Source organism: bacterium, assembly GCA_013360215.1.
GTDB lineage: Bacteria > CLD3 > CLD3 > SB21 > SB21 > JABWCP01.
Genome location: JABWCP010000003.1, coordinates 1 through 13,121 on the forward strand (window position 1 = coordinate 1; position 13,121 = coordinate 13,121).

Here is a 13,121-nt window from a genome sequence, read left to right on the forward strand (position 1 = left end):
CCCATACCACGTCAAACGATGCATCCGGAAAATCCGTATGGCAATAATCCATGATTTTAAATTCCGTCTGTTCGGATACACCACGGTCTTTGGCAAAAGCCTCCGCTTGGGCAACTTGCCTATCACTAAGTGTGATTCCTACCGCATGGCAGCCGCGGGTTTTGGCAAGATAAATACTGCTCCCGCCTACACCGCAACCGGCGTCAAGTACCCTATCCGATGATGTAATCCCCACCGCCTCTGCCATCACTTCGTTCATCCGAAGCAGCGACTCGGAAAATGAAGAGACTTTATCGTCCCAATAACCGTAGTGCACGGATAAACTGTTTTTCACATCCCAGTGCAGATGGTAAGCTTTTTCCGTCGCGTGATAATACTCGACTATATTTTTGAGATACGTATTCATAGTGTTACGGTAATTATCCCCTATAACTATAATAATGATCTTTTGATGTTATGCGATCCGTCTGAGCCAACACGCAAAAAATTCGCCGCATGTTGGTGCGGCGAATGATAAGAAAAATATTTTAAAAGTAATGACTTTTTTTAAGTCATATCTCAAAATTTTACCCTAATTGTACAGGGATATATCCTACTTTACGCAGATGGCGTACATGCGACGCCAGCGCCGACCAGAACGACTTATTCTCATAATAAGGTATTCCAAATTCCTGCGCGGTTCGTTTTACGATATCCGAAATCGCCGGGTAATGCGTATGACAAATATGCGGGAACAAGTGATGCTCTACCTGCAGATTGAGTCCGCCACAAATCCATGTAGCAATTTTACTTTTACGTGAAAAATTAGCAGTCGTTTTCAATTGATGTACAAAAAATTCGTTTTCGAGCATACCGTCTTCGTGCGGCTCGGGAAACTCCATACCTTCCACCACATGTGCCATTTGGAATACTAATGCCAGCGTAATACCGGTCGTCATGTGCATCACAAGAAATCCTATGATCACCATCCAGAACGGAACCGGCAACACAATAATGGGTAAAATAAGAAATAGCGTGAAATGCACGAGCTTGAACATAAACATGCTTGCGATGAGCGGCACCGACGGCAGTTTCGTCGTGTACACACCGTTATGCTTCATAAACATACGCTGATAGTCTTTGCGCAGGACCCAATTAAGCGATGTGAGCGTATACACCGCAAAAGCGTAGATATACTGAAAACGGTGAATCTTATGCGTCGGCTGGCTGGGTGCGAGTTTTATCAAAGGACGACCGTCAATATCACGATCCGCACCCGGAATATTGGTATAGGTATGATGAATCACATTGTGATACATGCGCCACAAATACACACTAGCACCGAAAATTTCAAATGTAAGCCCCATCAGCGTGTTGACCCATTTACGGTGTGACATCGCACCATGAATGGCGTCATGCCCTACATTGAAGCCGATGCACGCTACTAAAAAGCCCATGAGCATAGCTGCAAGCAAAAGCCCCCATACCGATAAAATACCGGAAATTATAAGGACGTAAGTCATCACAGCCAAACTCAAATAAAAGCCACTTTTGATAGCCATATGCAAACCGCCGCGCATGGAAATGCCTTTTTCAGCAAAGTATTGCTGAACGCGTTCCTTGAGTACCTGGCTAAAAGCGCCTTGTACCGGTGCAAAGGAAATCTTTCGATCCATTGGAAAAACTTTCTATTTATGATTGGTTAGTGAAACCGATTATATCAAGCAGTGTTATCGCGTCGCTTGTAGGACGCGTAATAGTCATAAATTATATTTAAAATCTCAAGTAGAAAAATAAAATTAATTTAAACTACCTAAGTAACTAAAAAATTATTGCGTCATCCGTTGCGCCTATCTATATTGGCGCACTTCTTTTGATCCGAATCAGTCCAATCTTTCTACATAATTGTTTCACAACCTAACGCGAGAACCTGTCTATGAAAGACACCAAGGATCCATCGGAGCATATTCATATGCCCGACAAGCGGGATTTTATGCGCACGGTCTTTACGGGCGGCTTTATGCTCTGGATCGGCGCATTTTTGTACCCGGTGTATCGTTATCTGAAACCGCGGGTCGAAGAAGATACGGCCAATGCCGTACAATCGGTCGTCGCCGGTAAAGTAGCCGACTTTGACAAAGTCCGGGCCAAGTTGGTCAAATTTGGAAGCAAACCTGTACTCTTGCTGAAAAACGATGCGGGCGAATTGGTGGCACTTGGCGCAACCTGCAAGCATCTCGGGTGTACGGTACAGTATGTATCGGACAAGAATCATATTTTTTGCGGATGCCATGGCGGCATCTATGATCTTACCGGAAAAAACATTGCCGGGCCGCCGCCGGCGCCTTTAGATAAGTTCAAAGTCGTCACCAACGGAGACGAAATCGTGATTCATCGGGTTTAATCCATCACTAAACGCAAAAAAACTATGTCCAACGAAATTGCCAATAAAAACCATGACGATCCGAATATTGCGTTTCTTCCCAAATTTATACGGGAACGCTACGACGTAGGCTGGATAGTCGCTTTTTTCAAACATAAAGAAGTACCCGTACACAAGCACAGCGTGTGGTATTACATGGGCGGCATCTCCTTATTTTTGTTTATCGTTCAGATCGTGACCGGCGTACTGCTGATGGTTCACTACAATGCCGGTGAAGCCCACGCCAGCGTACAAGCCATCATGTCGCAAGTAGACTTCGGCTGGTTGATCCGCTCCACACACAGTTGGTCGGCCAACCTCATGGTCTTTTTCGTATTCCTGCATATGTTCAGTGTGTTTTTTATGAAATCCTACAAATACCCGCGGGAAATGACGTGGATGACGGGCATGATTTTGCTTGCCATGTGCCTCGGCTTCGGATTTAGCGGGTATCTTTTGCCGTGGGATCAGTTGGCTTATTTTGCCACACAGATCGGCGTGAAGACCACTGAAGCCGTCCCGGTGATGGGCGGGTTCATCGCGGACATGCTGCGCGGTGGTAAAGAACTCGGCACGCAAACCATTGAGCGCTTTTACGCGTTGCACGTGTGGGTGCTGCCGGCGCTTTTTATGATGACGCTGGGTTTGCATTTGCTTTTCGTTCAACTTCAAGGCATTCACGCACCGGAGTTTTTTGAAAATCAACCCGCCGACAAAAAGAAATACATGAAGTTTTTTCCGGACTTCGCGATCAAAGATGTGTATGTATGGCTGATTGTTATGAATTTTCTCGGCTTGCTGGCAGTGATGTTTCCCTGGGAACTCGGCGCGGAAGCCGATCCTCTGGCACCGGCTCCGGCAGGTATCAAACCGGAGTGGTATTTCCTCGCCATGTTCCAGCTGCTCAAACTATTCCCGCCGGAAATCGGACCGATCGAAGGCGAACTTTTCGGAATCATGCTCTTCAGTTTGGTAGGTGCGCTTTGGGCCGCGATACCCTTTATTGATTCGCGTACGGCGCCGGCATGGCGTTCACGGGCGACATTCTATTTTGGTATCGCATTTTTGACCGGCTTTATCATCTTCACGATGTGGGGCCATTATTCGAAATGAAAATTTTATTTCAATGAAAGGGCTCGTATATGCCTGAATATCCCGTATGGAATGTGGGCGGCGTCGGACATGGGTGGATCATCGGATTGATCGCCATGACGCACGTCTATATTTCCCACTTTGCTATCGGTGGCGGATTGTATATGGCCGTCACAGAAGCGTTAGCCGTCAAGCGCAATGATCAAGCTATGATCGGTTATCTTCGAAGCCATTCTAATTTTTTGCTTTTGCTTACGACCGTACTCGGTGCGATGGGCGGCATCGGTATCTGGTTTGCCGTCGGATTGGTCAATCCCGCTTCGATCCAGGCTTTGATTCATAATTTTATGTTCTTTTGGGCGATCGAATGGGTGGTCTTTGTGGTCGAAATCGCCATTGCGTTTTTTTATTACTACTCCTGGGACAAAGTCTCGCCGCAATTTCACGTGAAGTTAGCATGGCTGTATTTTATCATCTCCGCATTTTCCCTCTTGGTGATTAATGGTATTCTGACGTTCATGTTGACGCCCGGTAAATGGCTTGAGACCGGTAATGTGTGGGACGGATTTTTTAATCCTTCGTATTTCCCGTCCGTCATCGTTCGCTTTTTGATCATGTGTACGATTGCCGGTGTGTTTTCGATTTTTACATCCTCGCGCGTCAAAGACGAAAATTTGCGCACCCGCTTATTGCATTATTCGGCCAAATGGCTTATGCCTTCGTTTTTCCTGCTGCCGTTCTTTTTATACTGGTATTTCACAAGCCTCCCGGCCGATGTGGCCAAACTTTTGGAAACGGGTATCGCCAATATCGGCGCAGGCAATCTTTCCGTGTTGACCCGCGTACTTTTGTTAACCATGCTTTTATCCGTGACGATCTACGTGATCGCATTGGTCGGTCCGTTTTTCAATCCGAAAATCTTCACTTTCGGATTTAGCGTGGCGATACTGATTCTGGGTTTGATCGTCACCGGTGCCACGGAAAGTATTCGTGAAATGATTCGTAAGCCGTACACCGTGTACGGTTATTTGTATTCCAACGGCACCTTGAAAAAAGCTTCGGCGGATTCTTCCAATTACGGCATTCTCAAACATTATCCATGGATCGCCGAAAAAGAAATCACGCCGGCCAATATGAAAACCGTCGGGCAAAAAATATTTCTCGCGCAGTGCCAGAGCTGTCATACACCGACCGGCTATCGTTCGATGAAAGATTTGGCCAAAGGCTGGGATCGTGAATTTATCTTTCGCCGTCTAACGACGCTGCCGGCAACGGGCATCATGCCACCTTTTATGGGTGATGAACAGGAACGCCGTGCATTGGCGGACTATATCGGTGATATTGTGGGCGCGGGTCCATGGCCTCCGACGGATAGCATACCCACAACAACGCCGGCGCCAGCACCGACCGCCAGCATCAAAAACTAACCCAGGAATCATGCGTATGCAGAACCAACTCCCCATACCTCATCCCGATCCGCTCGGCGTACCCGGCGACATCGGATTGATTCTTTTTTTACTGTATCTCACGTTTTTTTTACACGTCATCCTGATGAATGCACTCCTTGGCGGCGCATTCATGACAGTGATATCCGAATGGATTTCAAGAAAAACAAATAATCAGCAAACCAAAGATCACCATATCCATCTCGCGGAAAAATTAGGCCATATTCTTCCATTTAGTGTTTCGCTCACGGTATCGATGGGCATCGCACCGTTGCTTTTCGTACAAGTGATATACGGGCAATTTTTTTATACCTCGTCCGTACTGATGGCGTGGATATGGCTGTCCGTCGTGTTTCTGATCGTTATCGGCTATTACAGTTTGTATGCCTACACGCGCGGATTTGAACGATGGGCCAATCGGCGTTATATCTTTATGATCATAAGCTGCGTGATGTTTTTTCTGATCGCTTTTATCTATGTCAATAATCTCACGCTCATGCAGACACCGCAAAAATGGTTAGACATTTATACTCAAACCAACGGCACAGGGTATCATTGGAATATGGATGAAGCCACCCTGATGCCGCGCTATCTGCATTTCGCATTTTCGGCCATTGCCGTAGCGGGTATGTTGGTTTTGATACTTGGTATGCGTGAGAAAAAAGATAACGCTCTTTCTTCGTTTATGAAACGTTGGGGCGGAACATGGTTTCTCATCGGCACCGTCGCCAATACCGTTGTCGGATTTATGTTTTATTTTGCCATCCCGGAAGCGTTGCGTAAAGCCTTCACGGAGGGCACCGGACAAATGTTATTCCTTTCCAGTCATGCATTATTCATCATCGGAACACTGGCTATTGCGGCCGTAACGTTTCTCAAAGCGAACAACATGATCGGATGGGTCGGCATCACCGCGATGCTCGTGGGTATCGCAGAAAAAGTCATCAGCCGCGATCTGTTGCGTCAGGAATATCTGAAACAAGTCAACTGGACGCACGCGGTATTACAAACCAAACCGCAAAACGATGTCATCGCGCTCTTTTTTATTTCCTTTGTCGCCGGTATCGGGTTGCTACTTTGGGTTTATATTCGATACAAAAAAGAAGTCGCTGCGCACACGCAACAATCTTAAACGAAAAACGCCCGATACAATGTCGGGCGTTTTTTTATAAAAGACTTCATAATTGAATTTACATGTATTCTTACGACACGCTTGATTCGTTGGCTATGTTTTGACAAGCATGCGCCACTAACTTATTTCCAAAGTTTACTTCCCGTTTCTCTTTGCGGCTTTGCGAGACTGAATACAAGCTCGCTAAGGCGCATATCAATTTCTTCATAATTGAATTTACATGTATTCTTACGACACGCTTGATTCGTTGACAATGACAATAAAAATATGCGATCCTTAATAAGAAGCGCAGTACTTTTATAAAATCACTTCGCGTTGTCTTTTTTTCCATGCTTTGAAAATCATACCGCTGAGGGCAACGCTTAGAGCAATCATACTCAGGGGATAGAGCCACCGCTGCAGAGTCATAAGGTGACTTGCCCAATGGTTCATATACATCGGACTGTAATATCCGATCAACACAAGCGACACCGACTGTATGCTCACAACCGCAGCATCTATAACGATAAATCGTCGAATCGGAAAACGAAGAAGACCCATAGCAAAATGTATATTTGAACGCAATCCGTACACCCATCGTCCAAAAAATAAAACTTTAGACCCCTGCCGTAAAAAAAGCGCGTCCGCTTTACGTATGCGTTCTTCATTGAGTATCCATGAAAACGGACGCACACGCATGAGTTTGTTGCCTAGAATCTGAGCAAAATAGTACTGATACACATCGCTTATCACAATACCCGCAAACAACGTCAAAATGGCCGGCGCAGGACTCATTATTCCGCGTTCGATAAGATAACCCGTCGTAATACACATTAGTTCTTCCGGCAACGGTAACGGGAATATGGTCGTTAATAGTAATAATCCAAATAAACCGGCGTAGCCATACGTCTCAAAATCTCCGCTTAATACGGTAATGACCGTTTGCAGTTCACTCATGAGATCATGTTTCCGTTAATGGGTATCGGATTATGGACAATGATTTCTTGCAGCGTCGGTTTTATTCGGATTCCCACGGTTGATAACACGGCGCAATGATCCGAATACGGACGTTCTGCGTCATTCAGCATGCGTTCACTATCCACCATAGTCAGATCAAGCCGGCTTTGTTTGGGTGTGAGCAAAAACACGTAGTCGATACGTTCATTGCGATCGTGCATTTTCGGTTTGACATGATAAGAGCGATCTACAAAATAGGTATGGCCGTCCGCCTGTCCGTGCCGCGCAGAAAAGGTATCTGTAAGCGACTCGCGGAATTGATGTATAGCCCAATGACGGAACACACAATATTCTAATGAAGAAGGAGAGAAATTAAAATCTCCGGCAATCACGCTTGGAATATGATGTTCTAAACCGGCCACCCAACTTTGGAGCTGGCGCAATTGTTGAAGACGCATTGTGACATGCAACGGTTTTTTACCGGATCCCAGGTGCGTATTGATCACGCGCACAATGCCTTGTTTAGTATCTATATCCGCGGCTACTGCGCCTTTACCGACGAACCATTCATCCGGCGAAGTAAAACGATGAAATCGCAACGTTTGGGTATGCATGATCGGAAACCGTGAAAGCATCAAGAGACCGTTTCCCAAAGGACCGCGCCATGTGCCCCGCCCGGGCTGGTAGACATGGTACGGATAACCCGACTCGCGAATTAAAAAATTGGCAATAGAGGGACACCATACTTCCTGCAACAGAATGACATCCGATTTCGATCGATGCAGAGCGGAAGCGATGCGATCCATACGTGCTTGAATATCACGTGCGATGTGAAGCGGTCCGATCTTGAGTCCCCAGACATTAAACGTGAGTACGCGGAGAGGGAAATTTTTTGTTTGTTTCATGCGCGGTGTTTTCTTTTAAAGAAACAACACGCATGTTATGAGAATAGAATGTTTTCGTTACGAAGAGATTAAATGAGAAATAACTTATAAATACTTCATTACCAATTTGACGATTTTTTTTACACGCTCCGTGTACGGAGGGTACACAAGCTTCATCGTGGTCAAACCGCGTCGTTGTTTGAGAATACCGCGCTCATTGGAGAATGCGAGAAATCCATAATATCCGTGCGCTTTGCCGATACCGCTGGTATTCACACCGCCGAACGGTAAATCCGGATGCGCAAAGTTGAGTGTGGTTTCATTGATACATGTCGAACCGGCTGTGGTCTGAGCGATGATCGCGTCAGCTTTTGTCATATCCGTACTGAAAATATACAAATTCAGCGGCCGCTCCTGCGTGTTGATATAAGCAATCACTTCATCACGATGCGTATATTCCAGCAGCGGAAGTATCGGGCCAAAAATTTCATCCTGCATCACCGCGTGATCTGTTGTAACGTTACCAAGCACCGTCGGGGCAACATAACGTCGCGCAGCATCGGAATGATTTCCCGCAAGCACTTTCGCGCCCTGGGCCACGGTCGTGCGGATCAGTGAGGCAATACGTTCATAGTGACGGTCGCTCACAAGACTGGCTACATCCGGCGAGGGCTCGTTCGCCGCGCCAAACATACGTGCGTACATGGCAACCAGCGCTTCACAAAATGCCGTGTAAATCGTATGATGTACGTACACATAATTAGGCGCCATACAAGACTGGCCGCCATTCATAAATTTTCCCCACAACAATTTGGAAACCGTATCTTCGATATCCGCCGTTTCGTCAACGATCACCGGGTTTTTTCCGCCAAGTTCCAGCGTTACGGAACTGAGATGCTCCGCCGCCGCGTGCATTACTTTTTTTCCGATGGCCGGGCTGCCGGTAAAAAAAATATGATGAAAAGGTAATTTCAATAAAGCTTCCGCTGCCACATGATCCCCTTCGACGACGCACACTTCATTGGGATCAAATAATTCGGCTATCATGCGGGCAATAAGCCGGGACGTTTGCGGCGTCATTTCGGAAGGTTTTAAAATACAACAATTTCCCGCCGCGATCGCGGAAATCAGCGGCCCTACGGACAACATAAAAGGAAAATTCCACGGCGCTAAAATCAGACATACGCCTTTGGGTTCATACACGACTTTGGATCGTGTACCGAAAAAAAGCAGAGGGGTGGATACGTACCGCGGCGCCATCCAGGAACGAATATGAGCGAGAGCATGTTCGATCTCCATCAACACAGGACGGATATCCGTCAGGTCCACTTCGACGGACGGTTTACGAAAGTCCTCGTAAATCGCATCGCGAATATCCTGCACGTGCGTTGTGATCCATGTGCGGATTTTTTTGAGTTTGACGATACGCGCATCGGGGCGGGATGACTTGATATGATTTTGAAAATGCTTCTTCTGCGCTTCAAATAATTCACTGAAACGATAATCCTGCATTTTCAAGTCCTGCCTAAAACAACGTTAAAAATTATATCGCACTATAGCTCAAACGCATCACGCACAAGCTGTTCCTGCTCGGCCTGATGCACGCTGAGCGAACCGACGGCGGGGCTTGCACTGGCTTTGCGTCCTGCGTAAACTAATTTTTGTTTCGCCGTCAGATCATTCGCCAGACGCTCTAACAGAAAATTCCACGAACCCATATTGCGCGGCTCTTCCTGTGCCCACGCCACCGTAGCGGCATTGGGGTAGGACGCGAGGATACGCTTCATAGTATCCGTATCGTACGGATAAATCTGCTCCAAGCGCACCAACGCGACATCGCTGCGGTTATTCTTCGTGCGAAATTTAGCCAGATCATAATGCACTTTGCCGGCCGAAATAATTACGCGCGTTATAGCTTGGCGATCCGTGACCGTCGCATCGTCCAATATTTCGTGAAACGTGCCGTTTGTAAATTCGTGTTTGTATGAACGCGCATCCGGCAAACGCAGGAGGCTTTTGGGCGTCATAATGATCAACGGTTTTTCCGTTTTCTGACGGATCTGGCGCCGCAACGCGTGGAAATACTGCGCCGGTGTCGTCAGATTGCAAACGATCATATTATCCTCCGCACAGAGTTGCAGGTAACGTTCAAGACGTGCACTGGAGTGCTCAGGACCCTGCCCTTCATAGCCGTGCGGCAGCAGCATCACCAGCGATGTAGAAAGACTCCATTTGGATTTGCAGCTCGCGATAAAATTATCAATGATCGGCTGCGCCACATTGCTAAAGTCTCCGAACTGCGCTTCCCATAATACAAGCGTAAGCGGATCGGCAATGGAATAGCCAAATTCAAAACCCAATACGGCCGTTTCCGACAAAAGACTGTCCACCGCTTCGATTTTGGATTGATTGATTTCGATAAAATTCATCGGAATATAATCGAGATCGGTATTCATATCCGTCAGCGCAAGATGGCGATGGCTAAACGTACCGCGCGAAATATCTTCTCCCGAAAGGCGAATCGGCGTACCTTCCATCAGCAGCGTGCCGAACGCCAACGCTTCACCGAACGCCCAATCCACGGTCACACTGTCGTCATGCATGAATTTTTTGCGCGTATCTATAAACGATTGTAATTTGGGATGCAACGTAAATTCGTGCGGCAGTCGCGTGAGGCCTTCGACGACCTTTGCAAGCAATTCACCGGATACGGCTGTTCCCTGCGAAGTCGGTGCCGCCTGCGCGGCTTCTTCAGAAATCGCCAATGGCGTTTCCGATTGGTACGGGATAGCTTTCTGTTTGGCCGCATCAAGCGCCGTATTGAGCGCTTGGTAAAAATCAGATTCCATGGCTTTAAATTCGTCCGCCGTGATGACTTTTTCGCCGATCAGGCGCGCACCGTAAAGCTCTTTGACGGAATCGTGATCTTTGATTTTTTTATACATGACCGGCTGCGTATAGCCCGGTTCATCGCCTTCATTGTGGCCGTGACGCCGGTAGCCGAGTACGTCAATCACGACATCTTTTTCAAACTTCTGACGGTATTCGAACGCCAGCTGCGTAACCCAGAGCGATGCTTCCGGATCGTCGCCGTTGACGTGAAAAATCGGTGCTTGCACCATACGCGCCACATCGGACGAATATGTGGATGAACGCGCCGCTTCGGGCGTGGTGGTAAATCCGATCTGATTATTGATGATCAGATGCAGCGTTCCCCGCGTGCGGTATCCTTTGAGTTGAGACAAGTTCAGTGTTTCCGCAACGACGCCTTGTCCAGCAAATGCCGCATCTCCATGTATCAAAACGGCCATTACGTTTTTATTGTATTCGCCGGGCATACGCGTTTGTTTGGCACGCACGATGCCTTCGACAACCGGATTGACAAATTCCAAATGGCTCGGATTGGGTGCGACGGAAATTTTTACCGATTTGCCGCTGCGCGTGGGATAATTACCGGTCGCGCCGAGGTGATACTTCACATCGCCGGAACCTTGCGCCGAATGCGGATCGTGATGGCCTTCAAATTCCGAAAAAATCTTTTGATACGATTTGCCGATAATATTGGCCAGCACATTGAGCCGGCCGCGGTGCGCCATACCCAGCACGACTTCTTTGACGCCGTCGTCTCCGCACCACTGCAACATCGCATCCAGCACAGCGATAATCGTTTCCGATCCTTCAAGCGAAAACCGTTTCGAGCCGACAAACTTGGTGTGCAAAAACCGCTCGAAACTTTCCGCTTCGATGAGTTTTTTCAAAATTTGCTTTTTTTCTTCTTTGGAATATTTGCCGGTATTGCGGGAAGATTCCATACGTTCCTGCAGCCAAGCCTTTTCTTCAGGGCTTTGAATGTGACGAAACTCCACGCCGATGCGGTCACAATACGTTTGATGCAAAATGTCGAGAATTTCTTTGAGCGTCGCTTTCTTTTTTCCCGCTAAGCCGCCGGTAATAAATTCACGATCATAATCCCATACCGTAAAACCGTAAGTTTGCGAATCCAATTCCGGGTGATACAGCATCTGCGGCGTGAGCGGATCGAGATTGGCCAATAAGTGGCCGCGCACGCGAAACATATTGACCATCTCCAAAATACGCGCTTGCTTTTCGATCAGTTCAAAATCCTGCGATTTACCGAACGCCATCGGATAATTATCCACCTGCCACTGCGCCGGTTTGACGGGCAATTGCAAGGCCTCAAAAATCTCATCGTAAAAACCGTCTTCGCCGAGCAAAAGTTCATGCAGTTTTTTGAGGAAAAGCCCCGATTCGGCGCCTTGAATAATGCGATGATCGTAGGTGCTGGTAACATTCATCACTTTACTAATGCCCATCGCCGAAAGATTGGATTCCGGCATGCCGTGGTATTGCGCAGGAAAATCAATCGCACCGGTGGCGATAATCGCACCCTGTCCGACCATGAGTCGCGGGTTGGAAGAAACCGTGCCTACGGTGCCGGGATTGGTCAGCGAAATCGTCGTGCCCATAAAATCCGCCGGCTCGATCTTATTGGCACGCGCCCGGCGAATAATGTCATCATACGCCGCAAAGAACTGAACAAAATTCATAGCTCCGGCATTTTTGATATTGGGTACGATCAAAGAACGGCTACCGTCTTTTTTCTCCTGATCTACGGCAAGGCCAAGATTGATTTGCGGCTTGCGTATGACATGCGGTTCGCCGTTCATCACGGTAAAGGCATTATTCATCACCGGATGCGCCTTGAGCGTTTTGACGATAGCCCACCCGATAAAATGAGTAAACGATAATTTACCGCGATTGGATTTTTTTAAAAAATTATTAATAATGGCGCGGTTCTCTTCGAGGATTTTTACGGGTATGGTGCGAAACGACGTAGCCAGCGGAAGACTCAAACTGTACGACATGTTTTCAACGATCTTCGCGCCGACGCCGCGCAGCACAACGGCTTCTTCTCCGGCGGCCGGTTTGGGCATTGGAATGTTAGCCATCAAAGACCCGTTGCCGTTAGAACTTTCCGCCGGTTTGGCTGTTACCGGTTTGCCAGACATACGATCAAAGAAATCCTGCCAGGATTCGTTGACCATCGTGCTATTGTTTTTATAACTGGCCAGCAACTCTTCCACAAACCAGGAGTTCATGCCAAATTTTTCAAGTTCGCTGATTTCTTTTTCGGTAAACGTCGTTTCTTCCATGTTATTATTCTTCATTTCCTCTATGGTGCCTGATGTTTTTACAGGGCTGTGATAATA

10 protein-coding genes are annotated in these 13,121 nt (G+C 47.3%); 4 read left to right on the top strand and 6 right to left on the bottom strand.

Going from position 1 to position 13,121, the window contains the following annotated elements; all coding sequences use genetic code 11:
• Together HUU58_02620 and HUU58_02625 are read right to left on the bottom strand one after the other, a co-directional pair.
• On the bottom strand, nt 1–406 hold a 406-nt coding region (locus tag HUU58_02620), incomplete at its 3' end, for a class I SAM-dependent methyltransferase (GenBank protein NUN44548.1).
• Between the two features lie 160 nt (nt 407–566).
• Nucleotides 567–1,655, bottom strand: a complete 1,089-nt coding sequence (locus HUU58_02625) for an acyl-CoA desaturase (protein NUN44549.1) — start codon at nt 1,653–1,655, stop codon at nt 567–569.
• 260 nt (nt 1,656–1,915) lie between these two features.
• Between HUU58_02625 and HUU58_02630 the strand changes: the two genes are divergently transcribed.
• The 4 genes from HUU58_02630 to HUU58_02645 are packed head-to-tail and all read left to right on the top strand — an operon-like array spanning nt 1,916 to nt 6,070.
• Nucleotides 1,916–2,383, top strand: a complete 468-nt coding sequence (locus tag HUU58_02630; GenBank protein ID NUN44550.1) for a Rieske (2Fe-2S) protein — start codon at nt 1,916–1,918, stop codon at nt 2,381–2,383.
• Nucleotides 2,384–2,407: 24 nt separating this feature from the next.
• A complete protein-coding gene (locus HUU58_02635; GenBank protein NUN44551.1) occupies nt 2,408–3,514 on the top strand; it encodes a cytochrome b N-terminal domain-containing protein in 1,107 nt (368 codons plus the stop codon).
• 29 nt (nt 3,515–3,543) lie between these two features.
• A complete protein-coding gene (locus HUU58_02640) occupies nt 3,544–4,920 on the top strand; it encodes a cytochrome ubiquinol oxidase subunit I (GenBank protein NUN44552.1) in 1,377 nt (458 codons plus the stop codon).
• A 16-nt stretch (nt 4,921–4,936) separates the two neighbouring features.
• Nucleotides 4,937–6,070 (top strand): hypothetical protein, encoded by a 1,134-nt coding sequence (locus HUU58_02645; GenBank protein ID NUN44553.1) that lies wholly within the window; start codon nt 4,937–4,939, stop codon nt 6,068–6,070.
• Nucleotides 6,071–6,367: 297 nt separating this feature from the next.
• On the opposite strand, the gene HUU58_02650 is transcribed toward HUU58_02645, so the two are convergent.
• From HUU58_02650 to HUU58_02665, 4 genes are all read right to left on the bottom strand, one after another.
• Nucleotides 6,368–7,006 carry a DedA family protein gene (locus HUU58_02650; protein NUN44554.1) on the bottom strand — a complete coding sequence of 213 codons (639 nt, stop codon included), beginning with the start codon at nt 7,004–7,006 and terminating at the stop codon, nt 6,368–6,370.
• Nucleotides 7,003–7,911, bottom strand: coding sequence for an endonuclease/exonuclease/phosphatase family protein (locus tag HUU58_02655; protein NUN44555.1), 909 nt, complete (start codon nt 7,909–7,911; stop codon nt 7,003–7,005). The genes HUU58_02650 and HUU58_02655 overlap by 4 nt, the downstream gene beginning before the upstream one ends.
• 84 nt (nt 7,912–7,995) lie before the next feature.
• Nucleotides 7,996–9,402, bottom strand: coding sequence for an aldehyde dehydrogenase family protein (locus HUU58_02660; GenBank protein NUN44556.1), 1,407 nt, complete (start codon nt 9,400–9,402; stop codon nt 7,996–7,998).
• Nucleotides 9,403–9,443: 41 nt separating this feature from the next.
• Nucleotides 9,444–13,064: a multifunctional oxoglutarate decarboxylase/oxoglutarate dehydrogenase thiamine pyrophosphate-binding subunit/dihydrolipoyllysine-residue succinyltransferase subunit gene (locus HUU58_02665; GenBank protein NUN44557.1), complete on the bottom strand. Its 3,621-nt coding sequence runs from the start codon at nt 13,062–13,064 to the stop codon at nt 9,444–9,446.
• Nucleotides 13,065–13,121 lie beyond the last annotated feature (57 nt).